This window comes from Bacillus cereus (assembly GCF_015071065.1).
Classification (GTDB): Bacteria; Bacillota; Bacilli; order Bacillales; family Bacillaceae_G; genus Bacillus_A; species Bacillus_A cereus_BA.
Genome location: NZ_VOVA01000003.1, coordinates 369,884 through 387,508, shown reverse-complemented (window position 1 = coordinate 387,508; position 17,625 = coordinate 369,884). Strand labels below are relative to the sequence as shown.

Here is a 17,625-nt window from a genome sequence, read left to right as displayed (position 1 = left end):
AGTGTACGAAAATCGCTTTTTGTTGGCAGTGCCCTGTCACAATCAAGCTAAGAAAAACAAATAATCCAAAACGAGAAAATTCTTAAGTTGATGGATGTGTTATGCTACTCCTATGTTAGGGTTCGAGTCATTTGAAACAGCAACCCCTATATTGAGTGGTGTTAAAGCGACGTATATGATAAAAAAGATGTATCACTTGTAAAAAAAAATGCATCACCTTGAATGAGCTAATACGACAAGAATTCGTGTCGGGCCTAATTAGGGAATGCAGTACAGATCAGTATATAGTATACAAGCAGTCCATTTCTATAAATACGGTATGTTTTTAATGTAATTAAAAGAAAATTTTGTGTTCTTTAATGTGATGTGACATAATACCAGTTTTTTTCTATTTTTGTGATGTCTTTATATTCATTATTAAATTCGTATTTGTTTGGTCTAGTATCATTTGGTGTGTAAATAAATCCTGAAAAATTATCTAATATACCACGATAAGTAAAGAAGAAAACAGAAATACCATTTTTATTTTGTTGAATAATTACATCCCCACCGTTTTTGGAAGTGGATGCAAACTGTTTAGGTAAATGAATTTGTCTACTATCATAATGAACATTAGGAGTTAACTCTTTATGTTCTATAAGTGCTATAACTTTTTCACGGTCTTCTTTATGGATAATAAAATCTAAATTTATATAAATCTCATTAAATGGTATACATATCCAAGTAATTACTATGATTAGTTGAATAATTAGTGGTTTCCAATTTTTGTATTTGATGAGATGTATGATTGTGAAAATTAAAATTAAGAAAAACAATCCATGAACTATTATTGAAAGAAATGGCATAACAAATGGGGTAAGGAATTCAACTAAATACCATTTGAAAAAATGATAAAGTATAAGAGCGATACCGCTTATTAATGTAATTTTGGTTAAATTCTTATTCAAATTTTGAATCTCCTTTCTATACTAAAAACTATGTGATTTTAGTATGAATATAAAATGTATTTTTTCATAAATTTTCCTTGTTTTCATTTTATTAACTTTGCAATGATTAATATTTTGAATATATCATAGATTTAAAATTAAATAAACGGACATTAAATTTTTATATTTTATATAGAAGAACAGTTAAATAAAAGTTAGGAAAGTTTTCAAAATAGACTAGTTTTTTATTTTAAATGTAATTTGATTTGTTTCATGAAATAGATCCAGTTCCGGTAAAATCAGTTGCAACAATTGAACATTACGTTCATTGTGTATGTTATTCGTTTTTTATCGCTTTAGAAAACTGGTTATTGTTAGTTTCGTGACAATGGGGAATTAATAATAAAAAAGAATAAATATAAGCTTGCGTAAATGTTATGGAAAATCAAATCCTTGTTTACATACGAATGTTACATTGAGGATTTCGAAAACAGCTTATGGAGGAACAACAATGACGAATCTTCGTAAAAAGATAATGAGGCTAGCATTAATAGAAGCTATTCTGGACGTAAGCAATTTGTAAGGAATGAGTAAGAAAAAAGAGATTTTCATAGTATAAAATATTTATTATACCTGCGTATAACACCTACTACTAATAATGTGTTATAATACGAATTAGCAACATAAAGGAAAGGAATTAGAAAAAATGACCTTACAAAATACTAAAAATTTAAAAAAACAAGTTGCTCCTTTTGAAAAATCAACGGCAAAAAAAAGTGTTTGGCAAATCATCAATACGGTAGTGCCATTTATTATCTTATGGTACCTTGCTTATAAAAGTTTGTCCGTTTCTTATTGGTTAGCATTAGTTCCAGCTGTATTGGCCGCTGGATTTATGACACGGGTTTTCATTATTTTTCATGATTGTACCCATCATTCTTTTTTTAAAAGTCGTCGTGTAAATAGAATAGTAGGGACAGGTATGGGTGTTTTAACTTTATTCCCGTTTGATCAATGGGGGCATGAGCATTCCGTTCATCACGCTACAAGTGGTAATTTGGATAAGCGAGGTACAGGAGATATTTGGACCCTTACAGTGAATGAATATTTGGCAGCGCCATTTAGACTCCGTTTAGCATATCGTTTATATCGCAATCCATTGGTTATGTTTGGGTTAGGTCCGATTTATGTTTTCCTACTTAAAAATAGATTTAACAGAAAAGGTGCCAGAAAGAAGGAACGCATGAACACCTATTTGACGAATGTTCTAATCGTTGCTTTAGTAGGGTTACTATGCTGGGCACTCGGATGGCAATCGTTTCTTTTAGTGCATGGTACTATATTCTTAATAGCAGGTTCAGTAGGTATTTGGCTGTTTTACGTACAGCACACGTTCGAAGACTCTTATTTTGAAGAAGATAAAGAGTGGGAATATGTGAAAGCGGCAGTGGAAGGAAGTTCGTTTTATAAACTTCCAAAAATCCTGCAATTTCTAACTGGTAATATTGGATTTCATCATGTTCACCATTTAAGTCCAAGAGTACCTAACTATAAACTAGAAGAGGCACACAATAATACGCTTCCTTTAAAAAATGTACCAACGATTACTCTTGCTACAAGTTTGCGGTCAATCCGTTTCCGTCTTTGGGATGAGCAAAGTAACAATTTTGTTAGCTTTAAAGACGTTAAAAATTTAGTGAAAAACAATGTTTCTATTCCAGTAAAATCAGAACTATAACTTCATCATATATGACTGACTCCCCTTAATCATTTTTGATTTAAGGGGAATTTTTGTTTAAATAGTAGATGTACGATATGGAGAAAATTGTAATGGAGGTGGATTCGGAAATGCTCATGCGCAGGCATGAATAAAAGAAGACAGTAAATATGTTATGTTAACAATGTGAACGTTTGCTACCACAACCTTTTTTAATGGATATTATGCTTAGTCTCTGAGAATATTTCAATAGACATGAAAATGACGTTAACGTAATAACAAGAGTATCTTAATCTGCAAAATAAATAACAATAAGAGTTATAAAGATATTTCAAGATAATAAAATGTAAAACAGACAAACTCAATTATTCATGAATTTGTCTGCTTATCTTTTACTGACAGCGGGGGAGCATGTAAACCACATATGCATATAGTCTAAAACTATTTAAAGATATGTGTATTCAGCTAAAGTGATCTTTTTTACAGTTGTTACTCTTTAGTACTAGATAGCTCAACAGACTTTTGCGTACAACGCTGCATAGCTGAAATAATGGCTGTTCGTAAGCCTTTTTCCTCTAATGTTGCTACAGCTTCTATTGTTGTTCCGCCTGGAGAACAAACCATATCTTTCAATGCGCCTGGATGTATTCCTGTTTCTAGTACCATTTTTGCAGAGCCTAATACAGCTTGAGCTGCGAATTTATATGCTTGATTTCGTGGCATACCATCTAGTACAGCAGCATCTGCCATCGCTTCTATAAACATATATACGTATGCTGGCGAAGAACCACTTACAGATGTTACAACATCCATTAGTTTTTCACTTACTATCTCTGTTTGACCAAAACTATTGAAAATGTTTAGTACATCTTCTAAATCTCTTTCTGTTACCATTTCATTAGGACATAACGCAGACATTCCTTCTCCAACAAGAGCAGGGGTATTAGGCATTACTCTTACAACTCTTAACTTTTTATGAAAAGCATCCTCAGTACTTTTAATGCTTTTTCCTGCAGCGATCGTTACAACGATAACATCGTTTTTGATCACTTCTTTTATTTCGTTAATTATTGATGCGTATAGGTCTGGTTTAATTGATAAAATTAAAATATCAGCATTTTTAGCTACTTCATTGTTGTCAGTTGTTGTAGTTAGTCCATATTTTTCACTAGCATGTTTTAAATTAGTAGTGTTTAAATCTGAACAAATGATTTTATTTGAAGACACTATATTTTTGTTTATCATCCCGCCAATCATAGCCATTCCCATATTTCCGCATCCGATGAATCCAATTTGTTTGTCCATAATAACTCAATCTGGCTCCTTTTATCATAAATTATATCGGTCTGATATTGTTATTCTGAAATAATAATGATATCTCCATGCAATATAAAGAAATATTTTAAGAGAGTGTGTGCCTTTTTGCAATACAAAATATAAAAATAAATTATATTCGACATTATGTAAGTACATGCATTATATTTAAAGATTTTATGTTTATAAATATGAGTTATAGTTATATCAATTTTTACTTTCATCCAGTATGTCCATAATTTCATACATGAAACTTGTCGCTCTACTCATTTTTAAAAATATCTCTTGACACAAAAACGAAATATATCGCATAATATAAAAAAATTAAATTGTAAATCGTTGAAGGGAACTAGTACATATTTCTTCTTGCGAAAGAGAGTGGAATTCACCGGCTGAAAGATTCCTCGTATAGAATGTATCGAACCTATCCCTGAGTCTTAAATGAAAGTTTAGGCGTACGCCTGCGTTATAGGCGCCAAGTGGATATCTATGTATATCAATTAAGGTGGTACCGCGGAACAATGACCGTTTCGTCCTTTTTATTTTATTAAGGGCGAAGCGGTCATTTTTATTTTGCCCTTTAATACGATAGGTGCAGCATTGATGAGGATAGACATAGCTGTAAACTGTATAAATAAAAGTGTAATTTATGAAAAACTTTGATTTTGGACTTGGGGGATACAAAAGTGAAAAAACAACGAATTGTTGTAAAGATTGGGAGTAGTTCCTTGGCAGCGAGTCATGGAGGCATCTCTAAAGAACAACTTTCAGATCACGTTGCCGCATTGGCACGATTGAAAGAGGAAGGGCATGAAGTTTTGTTGATTACATCTGGGGCAGTCGCTGCAGGTTTTTCTGCTCTAGGGTATCCTAGCAGACCTGTGACAATTAAAGGGAAACAGGCTGCTGCCGCTGTCGGGCAAAGTTTATTAATGCAGGCGTACACGGAGGAATTCCGTAAATATGGTATCGTTACTGCACAACTTTTACTAACGAGAAGTGATTTTTCTAGAAAAGAACAATACAGTAACGCTTACGCTACTTTAGGCGAGCTACTAAACCGTTCCGCTCTTCCTATAATCAATGAAAATGATTCCATTTCTTTAGAAGAGCTGACGTTCGGTGATAATGATATGCTGTCAGCTTTAGTAAGCGGACTTGTTTCGGCGGATATGCTCATGATTTTTACGGATGTGAACGGTTTGTATGACAAAAATCCCCAGAAAAATGCGGGCGCGAAAAAATATTATTTCCTTCCTGAGGTTACGGAAGAAATTGCTTCTCTTGCTGGAGATGCTGGCTCAAAACTTGGGACTGGCGGTATGAAATCAAAAATCGATGCTGCAAAGACGGCACTATCTCTTGGAGTGAGTGTATTTATCGGAACAGGACGTGGACAGGAGAAGTTTTTAGATGTTTTGAAGGGCAAAGGTGATGGAACGTATATCGGTAATGCTCCTCAAAAAGTGATTAAGATGAACAAGCAATGGATCGCCTTGCATTCGCTTGTTAACGGACAAATTGAAGTAGATGCCGGAGCAGCTACTGCTATCATTCAGCATGGAAAAAGCCTGCTGCCTGCTGGTGTTACGAATGTGTCAGGATTTTTCCAAGTAGGCGAAGTCGTGGAAGTAATCACACAACAAGGGCGCGTAATAGGAAAAGGCCAATGCAGGTACAGTGCGGAGGAACTAAGGGATTTAAAAGGTATGCAGAGCCAAGATATTCAAGCAAGAGGCGAAAGGCATAGCTATGAAGTTATCCATAGGGATCATTGGGTTTCATTTTAAGAATAGAGAGAGCAGAGTCCACTGCTCAAATTCTTTAATTCCATAGGCAGGAAACACTTAGTTAACGGGTCTCAAATTTTTACTTATTAACTTTATAAAAGGAGGAAATGAAAATGAATGAAGTGTTAGCAAAGGGACAAAAAGCGAAAAAAATCGCTAGAGAACTTGTGCTTAAATCTACAAATCAAAAAAACGAAGCACTTGCTGCGATTGCTGATCAGCTGATATTAGAAACAGCTTATATTTTAGAGGAAAACAAACAGGATATCGAAGAAGGTAAGGCAAAAGGATTTTCTGATTCTCTTCTTGATCGTCTTATGCTGAATGAACAGCGTATCATTGATATGACTGAAGGTATTAAGCAACTAATTGATTTACGTGATCCTGTTGGAGAATGTGTAAGTGCATGGGAAAGGCCAAATGGATTATCTATTCAGGAGATGCGCGTACCACTTGGTGTTGTCGGAATGATTTACGAGGCAAGGCCGAATGTGACAGTGGATGCTGCTACAATTTGTTTAAAAACAGGAAACGCAGTAATATTGCGTGGTAGTTCTTCTGCTGTCTATTCTAACAAAGCTATCGTTGCTGTTATTCACCGAGCGCTCAAACAAACAAGTTTGCCTCCAGAAAGCGTACAGCTCATAGAAGATACATCACGAGATAGTGCAAAGCAGTTGTTTACATTGAATGAGTACTTGGATGTTCTTATCCCAAGAGGCGGCAAGCAGTTAATAGATACTGTAGTGAGAGAAGCGTCTGTTCCAGTACTTGAAACAGGTGCGGGGAATTGTCATATTTTCATTGATGAAACAGCGGATAAACAAATGGCATTTGATATTATTATAAACGCAAAAACACAGCGCCCATCTGTATGTAATGCAATTGAAACGATTATACTTCATGAGAATTGGGCGCAGCAATTTGGTAGCGAGCTGTTTTCTTCCTTGAAGGAAAGAGGCGTGGAGCTACGTGGTGATAATAAAGCATTGGCAATTGATTCTTCTATTGCATTAGCTTCAGAAGAAGACTGGGAAACAGAGTTTTTATCTCTCACACTGGCAGTTAAAGTGGTTTCCACTACGGAAGAAGCAATTTATCATATAAATACGTATGGATCCATGCATTCCGAGGCGATTATTACAGAGAACGAGGAAAACGTCAGCAAATTTTTCACATCTGTTGATGCCGCGGCGCTTTATCATAATGCATCAACTCGTTTTACTGATGGATATGAATTCGGATTCGGTGCAGAAATTGGCATCAGTACACAAAAGCTACACGTAAGGGGACCAATGGGGCTACCTGCATTGACTTCCACAAAATATGTGATTCGTGGAAATGGACAGATTCGGAGATAAGAATTATAAAAGAACAATCAAAACAATTTAATGAAGACACCCAATTATAACAGGAAGCATAACTTTGCATAAAATGCAGGGTTATGCTTCCTGTTTTGTTGTGAAAGGATATGCTTTACTAAAGTTGTAATCATTTAAAACGATTTATAATCATAAATTAAGGGTTACAAAAAAAACTAAGGGTCTCTTTTTAGAGCCCCTTTAGTTTTATAAAAGGCGATTTTATAAATAATAATTTGTTTCAGAGTCAATAGTATTACCGCTATAGGATTGGGAATTTATATATGTTAACTAACAATAAAATTGTTTAATTTTAAATATCCCTTTTTAAACTGACGAGGTAGGAATTTAAGAAACAATGTTAATATAAAATAGAACAGATAGTTATTGAAACTAATAAATATATTTTTAGGAGTGTCGCAAAATGAGTAGTCCCGATATAAAAAGTGTTTTCCCCATGAAAAATATCAGAAGCCTATGTTTTTTAAAGAATGTAGTGGTTAATCCGAATATTGAAATTGGGGATTACACATATTATGACGATCATAATAATCCTTTAGGTTTTGAAAAAAATGTCCTTTATCATTTTGACTTTATAGGGGATAAACTAAAAATCGGAAAGTTTTGTGCCATTGCATCCAATGCCAAATTTATTATGAATGGTGCGAATCATAATACAAATTCTTTTACAACGTTTCCTTTTGGAGCATTTGGTGGAGATTGGGCAGTCGGTTTAGAGAATTTAAGTGGTGGATTTAAAGGTGATACAGTTATAGGAAATGATGTTTGGATAGGTTATAATGCTACCATTATGCCTGGTGTTAAGATAGGTGATGGAGCCATAATAGCCACAAATTCTGTTGTAACTAAAGATGTTCAGCCTTATTCAATTGTAGGAGGGAATCCGGCTAAATTTATACGTTATAGATTTGACGAGGAAACAATTGATATTCTCAATATCATTAAGTGGTGGGACTGGGATATTGAGAAAATAACTGAATTCATTCCCGTTTTGACAAGCAGTAATACGAATGCTTTAAAGGAACTGATAAAGTCATAATAAAAAACTGTTAACCAGGCAGTAAGGAAATTGAAAGCTATTTCTGTTATCTATTGTTTTTCAATTAGCCGGTACTTCTAGTTGCATAAGGGCTATTTTTAAACATCTTTATTGTGACTGATTTTAAGGGATTTAGTAGGGATAGAAAAAAATTAAATAACTATATTATTATTTAACACTAACCGAACTTTAGTTATTTTATATATATAAATACTTTTTAATATTTATTGTAAAAACATCTTGCAAATTTATGTAAACCGATAATAAAGTTGTTTAATTTTGTTATAAAAATATAAGAGCCTTGCTACAATCTAGTGTGTAGTAAGGCTCTTTAAAGTTGTTTAATTCGAGAGCTTTTATGTTTAGCCCCCAATTATAAAGAAAATTTCCCACCATGATAACAATAGTAAGCTTCAGCTTTAAGATTGTTAACCTTTCTCAAAGACTGTTCTGCTTTCTCAACATTTAAACAAAAGTGTGTATTAGCAATGGCTAATTCATGATTCTCATGAACAGTTGCATCACCTGTAATTACACTTTTTAAACTTGGAAAATATAATGAAATATGCCCTGAAGTATGCCCTGGTGTTGCTATTACTCTACATTTGTTATCTAGAATCATATCACCATCATGTACCTTTTCATCAATTGAAACATGCTTCAAATTCATTAATTGCTGTATAAACCATTTACCAAATTCGATTTCTTCATTTGGCATATTTTCTAGCATTTTTTCGGCTTGAACCAATCTCTCTGACTTCATTTCACCACTAATATTTATATAATTCAAATTTGCTCGCTCCTTATTTCGATTTAACATAAATAAGGTGCAAAGCCAAAATATTAGAATATTATCTAGCGATTAAATATTTTTCCCCATGCAAAGTATCGCTTTTCTAATTAAAGGCTTTGCATGAGTTTGAGTTCTATTTCTTAATGGAATAGATTTATTTTTCAATTAAAACACCCCTTTGGATAATCATATCCAAAGGGGTGTAACGATGCAAATTTATTCAAAACGGTATAACTTTATTTCAAACCTACAGTTAGACCTTAAAAACGATATTTTGATGCAAAGTTATGGGTTATTGGTATGCAATTTTATGAGTTAAGTCACACCAATTTAATTCGGGTGTCTTTTGTAATTAACACGAAATCAATATTCATTTACCATACAAAAAGCCCCACAAGCATAGCACTTAATAAAGAAACAGCCATCCCGCTAACAAGAAGCTTCCAAACATTTTTACCGATTATTGATGATTTTTCCCCGCCAAATAATGAATTGTAGGTTCCATAAATCATACCTACCGTACTAAAGTTAGCAAAAGAAGCTAGAAATGTAGTTGCAACCGCGATCGTATGCGGTTGTAAAGACTTTAGGTTTGATTTTAAATCCATCATTGCAACAAATTCATTCGTTGTTATTTTTATCCCCATTAATTCTGCTACATACATAGCATCACTGCCTGATAAACCAAGTAAAAAAGCGAAGGGACTAAAGATAATTGAGAAGATTTTTTGAATTGTTAAACCGGCTACAAAAAAGCTCAAAATACCATTTAAACAAGCTGTTAATGCTACATACCCAATTACCATCGCTAAAATAACAATAACCATATTCATCCCAACTAACATACTGTTTGAAATAGTAGAAAAGAAATCTTTTTTTTCATTTTTTGAAGGTGAATAAATAACATCTTCTTCTTTAGTAACTTCTACAGGATTTAAAACATTAGCCAAGATTAATGCGTTAATACAGTTTAAAGGAATAGCGCTGAAAATATATGTCGCTGGAACCATTGATAAATAAGCACCAAGAATGGATCCGCTGACACTACTCATACTCATAATTCCAAAAGTCAGCAAACGATTTTCTTTTAAAACAGATAATTGATCACGAACAACTGCAAGTGCTTCCGTATTTCCTAAAAACATCATTTGAATGGAAAAGAAGCTTTCTAACTTTGGTAAACGAGAAATCTTTGAAATGATTGCACCAACTTTATCAATAATCCAAGTTAAGATTCCAAAATACGAAAGGATATCAAAAAAAGTGATAACAAAAATGATAGGAAGTAATGCGCTAAAGAAGAAATCAACTGTTTGATTTTCCATAGCTGAAGGAAATGCAAATCGAATACCTTCATTCGCACATGATAGTAGCCAACTGAAAAATGACGCAATTTTATTAATTATAATACTGCCCAATTTGGTGCCTAACATAAACCATGTAATAAAAAGCTCCAATATTATTAGAATAACGATTGGTCTCCATTTTATTTGTTTTTTATTAGGCGAACATAGGAAAACGATTAATATTACAACGAAAATCCCTAACATATTTAATATGAAATGCATGTCAACAGCTCCTTGAGGCTTATTATTTGTATATAAAAAAGCCCCTATTCTTCCAAATTTGGATTAAAATCAGAAGTTATGAAGAATGTAAATTATGTTTGGGATCAATGTATTTCAATTCATATTGTTTTTACATTCTAAAAAAATAGAGTTTAATACATAGCAAACAAGGAGGGGATCAAATGGAAGTCTTTCACGTAACGAGTAGAAAAAGGGAAACATACAACGTTCACATGAGGTATTCGATATTTTTTGAATGTGCATTTGGCATTGCGGCAATTACTCATAAAAGGTTAATCGATACTCTTGAAAAGACTCAAAGTGAATGGGAAGAATTTAGGAAATCATTATCGGTAGAGATGAGAGAGCACTTACAGTTTGTAGAAGAACATAATACGTGGAAAGCGTTACTTCAGTTATTGTATGAAGGGGATTTTCAAAATCTATCACAGTGTATTACAAATATTGATTCACTTTCAGAAGAAGATTTGAAGTATATATGTTTACCGTTTTTAGGAGAAATGTATGAAGAGAAAAGACGTTTAGCAGCAAATGGAGAAGAATGTGCAATACTAGAACTAAAGGATCACTTAATCACCGTTATGACAGGTGGATAGGAGAGTGTTATAAAGAAAGAGGAAGAGCAAATACTTTCTATATTAGAGCGTGATTATGAAGTGAAAAATGAAATGAATAAAAAGATGAAACCGGAAGAGTTTGTCGAGTGGGCGACTGGTGGCGTTATATATATGCCAGAGCCAAGTGTCCATCACGTACAGACAGTGGAATATTGAAGATACGAAAGTATTTCATTATCCAGTCGCCATCCCGAAGATCTGTATGAACCGAGTTATTTTTCAGTTCAAAAACATAAGGTTCTTGAGGATGAAGCGAGATTATGAATTGTATGTATGATAAATTTTTCTAAACTAATAACTGCATCCATTTTTAAATTGTTTAGGTGAAATACCAGTATGTTTTTTAAAGACCTTTGTAAAATGACTTTGGTCGTGAAAATTTAATAATGTAGAAATTTCGGATATAGAATGTCTCGTATAAGTCATTAACTTTTTTGACTCGTCGATTTTAGCACGTTGAATATATTCGCCTAATGAAATTCCAACCTCTTTCTTGAAAAGGGAAGATAGATAACTAGGGTTTAATGCGACTACTTCTGCTAGATGGGATAGTGTAATATCTTCGTAAAGATGAGTAAATATATAATTTCGACATATGTTTATAGGTTTTGAATGTTTTTGCATTTTCCCGTTTTTAACGCGTTCTGAGAACTCAAGTAAAGCATTCTCTAAAAATGGGGAAATAGATTCACTTTTTTTTATTTCTTCGAGTTTTTGAATCAATAAATCACTGAGGGTATATGCGATTTCAGGGAATAGTCCACCATCTATAGCCGACCTTGTCGCAAGTGTAATAGCTGCAATGGCAGAATTTTTTTGGCTTCGCAGGTGACTTGTCTTTGATAGCACCCCGAGCTCTCCTGATTCAGGTAATCTCCTTAGATTTTTAATCAAATCATCTTTTTTTCCTTCCTTAATACACTCAAATATTTTTCTCTCAGCTAGTGGATCGATATGAGTTAATATACTTTGTCGTTGCTCCGATATATGTATTTCGGGTTGTTCAATTTTAAATTCCACCTTTTTTGCCAGCATGTTTTTTTGCAGAATATCTGCTACGTCCAACTGTTTCTGATACAGCATGTAATAAAGAACCATGCTTATATTTAAAAATTGCAAATTGCTTAAAATAGGGAGAGATTGATAATATTGAATCATTTCCTCTTTGTCTATTTTTAGTTGAAGATCATTAACGATTCCTTTAATTGAAGTTTCTGATAACCTGGAATAAAGGACTGGTCCAACGATGATATTCCCACTCAGTTGATCGTTTAAACGTAAGTTAATTGAGAAAAAATTTTCAAGAAAGGCAGTCTCTTCAAGTACCGGAAAAGTATAGGGTGGATTTCCCCTAAATAGTTGATTAAATAACGCCTCTTTTGAAGAATATATAGGGTTATGCTGAAAATTGGGCGAGATTTCAAATGCCAAATCCCCTTTGTTATTAAGAAAATAGATAGGTGTTTTATGTATGTCAAAGACTAGTTTACAAATATAATATAAATCCTCTAGTTTGGAGCAACTCATTATTTTTACCTCAATTCTTTAAAAATCAGCCAATGCGAGAGTAGGTCATTTTTGTTTTGTATAGTAACCATATATATAGTTAACTGAAATTTTTACAAGTATTCTAAAGAATATACCATAATAGCAAAAAAATAATAACTATAATAGCGTTAAGAAAGCGTTTACTTAATTATTTTTTAGGAGGGATATCTATCATGAAAAGAGATATTAAGAAAATTATTTCACAAATGACATTAGAAGAGAAGGTAAGTCTATGTTCTGGATTAGACTTTTAAGCTTTATGTAATCGTTAATATATGATGAAATTATTTAGCATTGGAGGAGGGCATCTAGTGATTAAATTAGTGTTAACTGACATGGATGGAACGTTCTTGAATAATAGTGGTGATTTTAACAGGGAACTGTACAAGGATGTAAAAAAGATTATGAAAGAAAAAGGTGTTGTTTTCGCTCCCGTTACTGGTAAACAATGTGAACGTGTAGAAGAGTTATTTGGCAATGATTCAGATGATTTATGGATTTTAGGGGATAGCGCAACTAGAATCAAGCATAATGGAAAATTTGTTTATGAATCTCTACTAAGCAATAATTTAGGATTAAAAATTATTCGTTTACTTGAGAAAGTGAGCTTAGAACATACCATTATTGCCTGTACAAGAAACGGTGCGATAATAAAAGAAAACATCTCTCATGAAGAAGTGGCTATTGTCAGAAAGTCCTATGCGCAAGTAAAACAAGTCTCTGATTTTAATGAAATAACAGATGATTTCATTAAAATCACTATTCACGACCCATTGTTAAGATGTATGGAGACCAGAGAAAGACTATCTCCGTTTTTTGAGTCGGCTTATATTGTTGCTTCTGAAGCAGCTTGGATTGATATAGCAAATGCCAATGTTCATAAGGGAACTACCGTTGAATACTTGCAGCGTTTATTGAATGTTACTCCTGAAGAAACAATGGCCTTTGGAGATGGTTACAATGATTTAGAACTCATGACTCGCGCAACATATAGCTTTGCTGTCCGAAATGCAGTTCAAGAATTAAAGGATGCTGCGAATTTTATTACCCTCTCTAATGAAGAAGATGCTGTTATGAAAACAATTATTCAAATGTTATCTTTACAAATGAATTCCGCTTCACTTTTGAAGATTATGTAAATGAAAAGTCCCTTCAGAAGAAGATTGGAAGGGACTTTTTTATGGTTATAAATACATTTAATTCCAATAATAGATTTACTTCTGAATAACGATAATTATGTAACTGAGCTGTCCATATGGGTAGCTTATTGCATTTTTTTGCTTAGCGTTGTTTTCTTCAAAAATGCTGCGATAGCAGAATTTTTCTGGCTTCGCAAGTGACTTGTTTTTGATAACACCCCAAGATCTCCTGATTCAGGTAGTCTCCTAAAACATCCTTTTCCCCTTGTTTAATACACTCAAATATTTTCCTTTATTCTATAAAAATTAGCCAATGCGAGAGCAGGTCATTTTTATTCTGCATAGTAACCATATTTATAATCAGCTAAAATTTTTACAAGTATTCTAAAAAATATACCATAATATCTAGAAGATAATAACTATAATAGCAATAAGAAAGCGTTTACTTAATTGTTTTTTAGGAGGGTTATCATGAAAAGAGATATTAAAAAAATCATTTCACAAATGACGTTAGAAGAAAAGGCAAGTCTATGTTCTGGATTAGACTTTTGGAATACAAAAGGGATTGAGCGATTAGGAATTCCTTCCATTATGGTAACTGATGGACCACACGGCCTTAGAAAACAGGCAGAGGGAGCAGATCATTTAGGGATTTATAACAGTATTCCATCGACTTGTTTCCCATCAGCAGTAGGATTAGCAAGTACATGGAATAAAGAATTAATAAAACAAGTAGGAGTTGCATTAGGAGAAGAATGTCAGGCTGAAAATGTAGGAGTTCTCCTTGGACCAGGTGCAAATATTAAACGTTCGCCGCTATGCGGAAGAAACTTTGAATATTTTTCAGAGGACCCGTATTTATCATCACAAATGGCTGCAAACCATGTTAAAGGCGTACAAAGTCAAGGGATCGGAACGTCATTAAAACATTTCGCTGCTAATAATCAGGAGCATCGCAGAATGTCAGTAGATGCAATTATTGATGAAAGAACATTGCGTGAAATCTATCTTGCTAGCTTTGAAGATGTCATTAAGGATGCGCAGCCTTGGACAGTAATGAGCGCTTACAACAAGGTAAATGGTGAATACGCTTCGGAAAATAACTATTTATTAAATGATATTTTAAAAGATGAATGGGGATTTGAAGGTTTTGTCGTATCTGATTGGGGTGCAGTAAATAAGCGTGTTGCAAGTCTAGCGAACGGTTTGGAGTTAGAAATGCCTTCAAGCTTTGGAATTGGTGAGAAGAAAATTGTTGATGCAGTTAACTGTGGTGAGCTATCTGTAGAAAAGCTTGATCAAGCAGCAGAGCGTCTTCTTTACATTATTTTTAAAGCTTATGATAACCAATTAGAAAACGCTGTGTATAGTAAGGATGCGCATCATCAGCTTGCAAGAGAAGTTGCAAGTGAAAGTATGGTTATGTTAAAAAATGAAGCTTCCATTCTTCCGTTGAAAAAAGAGGGAACGGTAGCAGTAATTGGAGGATTTGCAAAGCAACCACGTTTTCAAGGCGGCGGAAGCTCTCATATTAATCCAACAAAGCTTGAAAGTATTCTCGAAGAAATTGAAACGGTATCAGGTGAAAAAACGAACATATTGTTTGCCCAAGGTTATGATATTGCAAGTGATGATGTAAATGAAAGCATGGTTAATGAAGCGAAAAAAATAGCAGAGCGAGCAGATACAGCGGTCCTTTTCGTTGGACTTCCAGATCGTTATGAATCTGAAGGTTTTGATCGAAAGCATTTACAGATGCCAGAAAATCACGTGCAATTAATTGAGGCTATCGCTGAAGTTCAAAGTAATATCGTTGTAGTTTTAAGTAATGGTGCGCCAATTGAAATGCCATGGATAGGTAAAGTAAAAGGAGTATTCGAAGGTTATTTAGGTGGTCAAGCATTAGGAGGAGCAATTGCTGATTTATTATTTGGTGATGCAAATCCAAGCGGAAAATTAGCGGAAACATTCCCGGAAGTTTTAAGCGATAATCCTTCTTACTTAAACTTCCCTGGTGAAGGTGACAAAGTGGAATACAAAGAAGGCGTGTTCGTTGGATACCGTTATTACGATGCGAAAAATATTGAACCATTATTCCCGTTTGGTTTTGGGTTAAGCTATACAAACTTTGAGTATAGTAATCTTTCAATAAATAAGAAAGAGATAATAGATACGGAGACTGTCTCTGTCAGTGTTAACGTGAAAAATAATGGTAGTAGAGCGGGGAAAGAAATTGTTCAGCTTTATATAAAAGATGTTGAAAGCAGTATGACTCGTCCTGAAAAAGAGCTAAAAGGATTTGAAAAAGTAGAATTGCAACCGGGAGAAGAAAAAACGGTTAGCTTTACTTTAAATAAAAGGTCATTTGCTTATTATAATGTTGAATTGAAGGACTGGCATGTTGAAACAGGCGAATTTGAAATTTTAGTAGGAAAGTCTTCGAGAGAGATTGTTTTACATGATAGCATGTATGTTCAATCAACGACTATAATTCGAAAACCAGTGCATCGTAATACTTTATTAGGGGACATATTTGCGGACCAAAACTTAGCACCAATCGCAAAAGAGCTTATGGAAAAAGCATTAAAAGACAGTCCGTTTGGTAGTATGACTGAAGGGGATAGTGATGCCTCTGAAATGATGGACGCTATGCTGAATTATATGCCATTACGAGCATTAGTGAACTTTAGCGCAGGTGCTTTTACAGAAGAAATGTTGAGTGAAATAATTGGGCTATTGAACGATGCGCAGATGAATCGATAAGTGGTGAATGCGAGGAAGTTAGGCGGGAGATAATGGCCCGTAAATGCCCGATTGGTTTGGGTTAATAATCAGTGGGGATGGACAAAAGTCCATTGATTAAAGTTTTACTTTATCCATTTGAACATTCTTTGTTGAATTTTATTTCATTGTAGGACGTTTCTCCAACATACAAAAAAGCAAATGAGAGATAGAATCTCATTTGCTTTTTTTTGTACTTATTCTGTTAATGTAGAATCATATGTTTGTCTATCATCTTTAAGCATCGTTTATAAATAGGAACGATGAGCTGGCCATGAACCTTGGAGTTTACGAAGTTGTACAATTTGTCCTGTATGATAAGCATCGTGCAAAAGGATATTCATATATTGTTGCCAAACTGGTAGAGAAGGACTCGGTTGATCCAGTTCTGCTTCTTGAAGAGATGTTAATGAAGATTGTAAGGCATCATGTACTTGAAGCGTTCGCTTCACTGTTTGTTGCCAAGCATCATCATCATTAGGTCCACCTTGGACAAACGTGTCATCATTATTTTGTGGAGCAACAAATGTGTCATCTTGATGTAAGCGGGAAAGTAAACGCTCTTTAAAGATTAATAAATGGTTTACATTTTCCCAAATTGTATTACTGGCCTGTCCTTCTGGTTGCCAACATGCTTGTGCAGCGGTAAGATTCTTTAACGCCTCTGATATCGGTGGGTACCACTCTTCTTCGTAAAAAACTTGCTTGACTCCATTTCGCAACATTTCTTTTTTCCCCATTTGTATAGCCTCCTTAACTATGAGATAGACCAACAACAAGTGTTAGAGAAATTAGGTAGAAACGTACCTACTTATCATTTGATTGATGTTTGGAAGTTTCTAAAAGAACAGTACGGCGTCGTTGTAGTAATTGCAGAAATAAACTTATGCTTTCTAAATCATTTTTCTAAATGTAATAAATTCTCCTTTCTCTTCAATAAACCTGCCTCATAGTTGAACAAGAAAATTAACTGCAGCTTAAATTTAAAAA

General features: G+C 33.9%; 11 protein-coding genes, 3 pseudogenes and 1 other annotated feature. Of the genes and pseudogenes, 7 read left to right on the top strand and 7 right to left on the bottom strand.

Going from position 1 to position 17,625, the window contains the following annotated elements:
- Positions 1 to 356: 356 nt before the first annotated feature.
- Complete coding sequence (locus tag FT637_RS12695; RefSeq protein ID WP_193646595.1) at positions 357 to 947, bottom strand: hypothetical protein; 591 nt, start codon at positions 945 to 947, stop codon at positions 357 to 359.
- 685 nt (positions 948 to 1,632) lie between these two features.
- On the opposite strand from FT637_RS12695, the gene FT637_RS12690 reads away from it, so the two are divergent.
- A complete protein-coding gene (locus tag FT637_RS12690; protein ID WP_193646594.1) occupies positions 1,633 to 2,664 on the top strand; it encodes a fatty acid desaturase in 1,032 nt (343 codons plus the stop codon).
- 468 nt (positions 2,665 to 3,132) lie between these two features.
- Here FT637_RS12690 and proC read toward each other — a convergent pair whose 3' ends face one another.
- The gene (gene proC, locus FT637_RS12685; RefSeq protein WP_193646593.1) at positions 3,133 to 3,948 is read right to left on the bottom strand and encodes a pyrroline-5-carboxylate reductase; all 816 of its coding nucleotides are present in this window, start codon (positions 3,946 to 3,948) and stop codon (positions 3,133 to 3,135) included.
- A 339-nt stretch (positions 3,949 to 4,287) separates the two neighbouring features.
- Positions 4,288 to 4,498, top strand: a binding site (T-box leader).
- 145 nt (positions 4,499 to 4,643) lie between these two features.
- On the opposite strand from proC, the gene proB reads away from it, so the two are divergent.
- From proB to FT637_RS12670, 3 genes are all read left to right on the top strand, one after another.
- Positions 4,644 to 5,747: a glutamate 5-kinase gene (proB, locus tag FT637_RS12680; protein ID WP_193646718.1), complete on the top strand. Its 1,104-nt coding sequence runs from the start codon at positions 4,644 to 4,646 to the stop codon at positions 5,745 to 5,747.
- Positions 5,748 to 5,860: 113 nt separating this feature from the next.
- Positions 5,861 to 7,108, top strand: coding sequence for a glutamate-5-semialdehyde dehydrogenase (locus tag FT637_RS12675; protein WP_193646592.1), 1,248 nt, complete (start codon positions 5,861 to 5,863; stop codon positions 7,106 to 7,108).
- A 424-nt stretch (positions 7,109 to 7,532) separates the two neighbouring features.
- A complete protein-coding gene (locus FT637_RS12670; protein ID WP_193646591.1) occupies positions 7,533 to 8,168 on the top strand; it encodes a CatB-related O-acetyltransferase in 636 nt (211 codons plus the stop codon).
- 373 nt (positions 8,169 to 8,541) lie between these two features.
- Here FT637_RS12670 and FT637_RS12665 read toward each other — a convergent pair.
- Together FT637_RS12665 and FT637_RS12660 are read right to left on the bottom strand one after the other, a co-directional pair.
- Positions 8,542 to 8,943 (bottom strand): annotated as a pseudogene (locus FT637_RS12665) (MBL fold metallo-hydrolase); the annotation flags it as partial.
- A 392-nt stretch (positions 8,944 to 9,335) separates the two neighbouring features.
- Entirely contained in the window at positions 9,336 to 10,529 is a 1,194-nt protein-coding gene (locus tag FT637_RS12660) for a NupC/NupG family nucleoside CNT transporter (RefSeq protein ID WP_193646590.1), read from the bottom strand.
- A 182-nt stretch (positions 10,530 to 10,711) separates the two neighbouring features.
- Here FT637_RS12660 and FT637_RS12655 point away from each other — a divergent pair.
- Positions 10,712 to 11,428 (top strand): annotated as a pseudogene (locus FT637_RS12655) (ArsR family transcriptional regulator); the annotation flags it as partial.
- A 30-nt stretch (positions 11,429 to 11,458) separates the two neighbouring features.
- Here the strand turns inward: FT637_RS12655 and FT637_RS12650 are convergent.
- Positions 11,459 to 12,694 (bottom strand): helix-turn-helix domain-containing protein, encoded by a 1,236-nt coding sequence (locus FT637_RS12650; protein WP_193646589.1) that lies wholly within the window; start codon positions 12,692 to 12,694, stop codon positions 11,459 to 11,461.
- A 332-nt stretch (positions 12,695 to 13,026) separates the two neighbouring features.
- Here FT637_RS12650 and FT637_RS12645 point away from each other — a divergent pair, with 332 nt between their 5' ends.
- The gene (locus tag FT637_RS12645; RefSeq protein WP_193646588.1) at positions 13,027 to 13,854 is read left to right on the top strand and encodes an HAD family hydrolase; all 828 of its coding nucleotides are present in this window, start codon (positions 13,027 to 13,029) and stop codon (positions 13,852 to 13,854) included.
- Between the two features lie 149 nt (positions 13,855 to 14,003).
- Here FT637_RS12645 and FT637_RS12640 read toward each other — a convergent pair.
- A pseudogene (locus FT637_RS12640) lies at positions 14,004 to 14,146 on the bottom strand (AraC family transcriptional regulator); the annotation flags it as partial.
- Between the two features lie 179 nt (positions 14,147 to 14,325).
- Between FT637_RS12640 and FT637_RS12635 the strand changes: the two are divergent.
- On the top strand, positions 14,326 to 16,617 hold the full coding sequence (locus FT637_RS12635) for a glycoside hydrolase family 3 C-terminal domain-containing protein (protein WP_193646587.1): 2,292 nt from the start codon (positions 14,326 to 14,328) through the stop codon (positions 16,615 to 16,617).
- Between the two features lie 266 nt (positions 16,618 to 16,883).
- On the opposite strand, the gene FT637_RS12630 is transcribed toward FT637_RS12635, so the two are convergent.
- Positions 16,884 to 17,375, bottom strand: a complete 492-nt coding sequence (locus FT637_RS12630) for a DinB family protein (RefSeq protein WP_193646586.1) — start codon at positions 17,373 to 17,375, stop codon at positions 16,884 to 16,886.
- Between the last annotated feature and the right edge of the window lie 250 nt (positions 17,376 to 17,625).

Coding starts and splice junctions, on each gene's coding strand:
- FT637_RS12660 (WP_193646590.1), bottom strand. CDS start 10,529: ATGCATTTCATATTAAATATGTTAGGGATTTTCGTTGTAATATTAATC.
- FT637_RS12630 (WP_193646586.1), bottom strand. CDS start 17,375: ATGGGGAAAAAAGAAATGTTGCGAAATGGAGTCAAGCAAGTTTTTTAC.
- FT637_RS12650 (WP_193646589.1), bottom strand. CDS start 12,694: ATGAGTTGCTCCAAACTAGAGGATTTATATTATATTTGTAAACTAGTC.
- FT637_RS12675 (WP_193646592.1), top strand. CDS start 5,861: ATGAATGAAGTGTTAGCAAAGGGACAAAAAGCGAAAAAAATCGCTAGA.
- FT637_RS12690 (WP_193646594.1), top strand. CDS start 1,633: ATGACCTTACAAAATACTAAAAATTTAAAAAAACAAGTTGCTCCTTTT.
- proC (WP_193646593.1), bottom strand. CDS start 3,948: ATGGACAAACAAATTGGATTCATCGGATGCGGAAATATGGGAATGGCT.
- FT637_RS12670 (WP_193646591.1), top strand. CDS start 7,533: ATGAGTAGTCCCGATATAAAAAGTGTTTTCCCCATGAAAAATATCAGA.
- FT637_RS12635 (WP_193646587.1), top strand. CDS start 14,326: ATGAAAAGAGATATTAAAAAAATCATTTCACAAATGACGTTAGAAGAA.